Annotated in this window: 1 protein-coding gene; it reads right to left on the reverse strand. The window is 57.1% G+C overall.

Features of this window, described 5'->3' with window-relative positions; translation table 11 throughout:
* A partial coding sequence (locus tag Q1A75_RS24165; protein ID WP_299593707.1) for a hypothetical protein occupies positions 1-280 on the reverse strand: 280 nt, incomplete at both ends.

Below are 280 nucleotides of genomic sequence, written 5' to 3' on the forward strand. Positions count from 1 at the left end.
AGCGCTGGGAGCTGAGGGCAATTCCTTCGGCCGGCGCAACTCGTTCAAAACCTGCGTCATCACGAGGACGCGGTTACTCCGGCCGGTCTTGGCTCCCTTAAACGTCGGATTACCCTTGAATAGATCAATGACTTCTGAGGAGGGCATGCGGCCCAGCGCGACAATGACCTCACGCTTGCGATGCCTGGACTGGTTTGACGAATCCTCCTTCCCGGCGGGTTTGAAATCGACATAGGCCGCCTTCATGATCTCGGCGACTTCAGCCTTCGAAAGTGCCAAT

This window comes from uncultured Tateyamaria sp., assembly GCF_947504105.1.
Taxonomy (GTDB): domain Bacteria; phylum Pseudomonadota; class Alphaproteobacteria; order Rhodobacterales; family Rhodobacteraceae; genus Tateyamaria.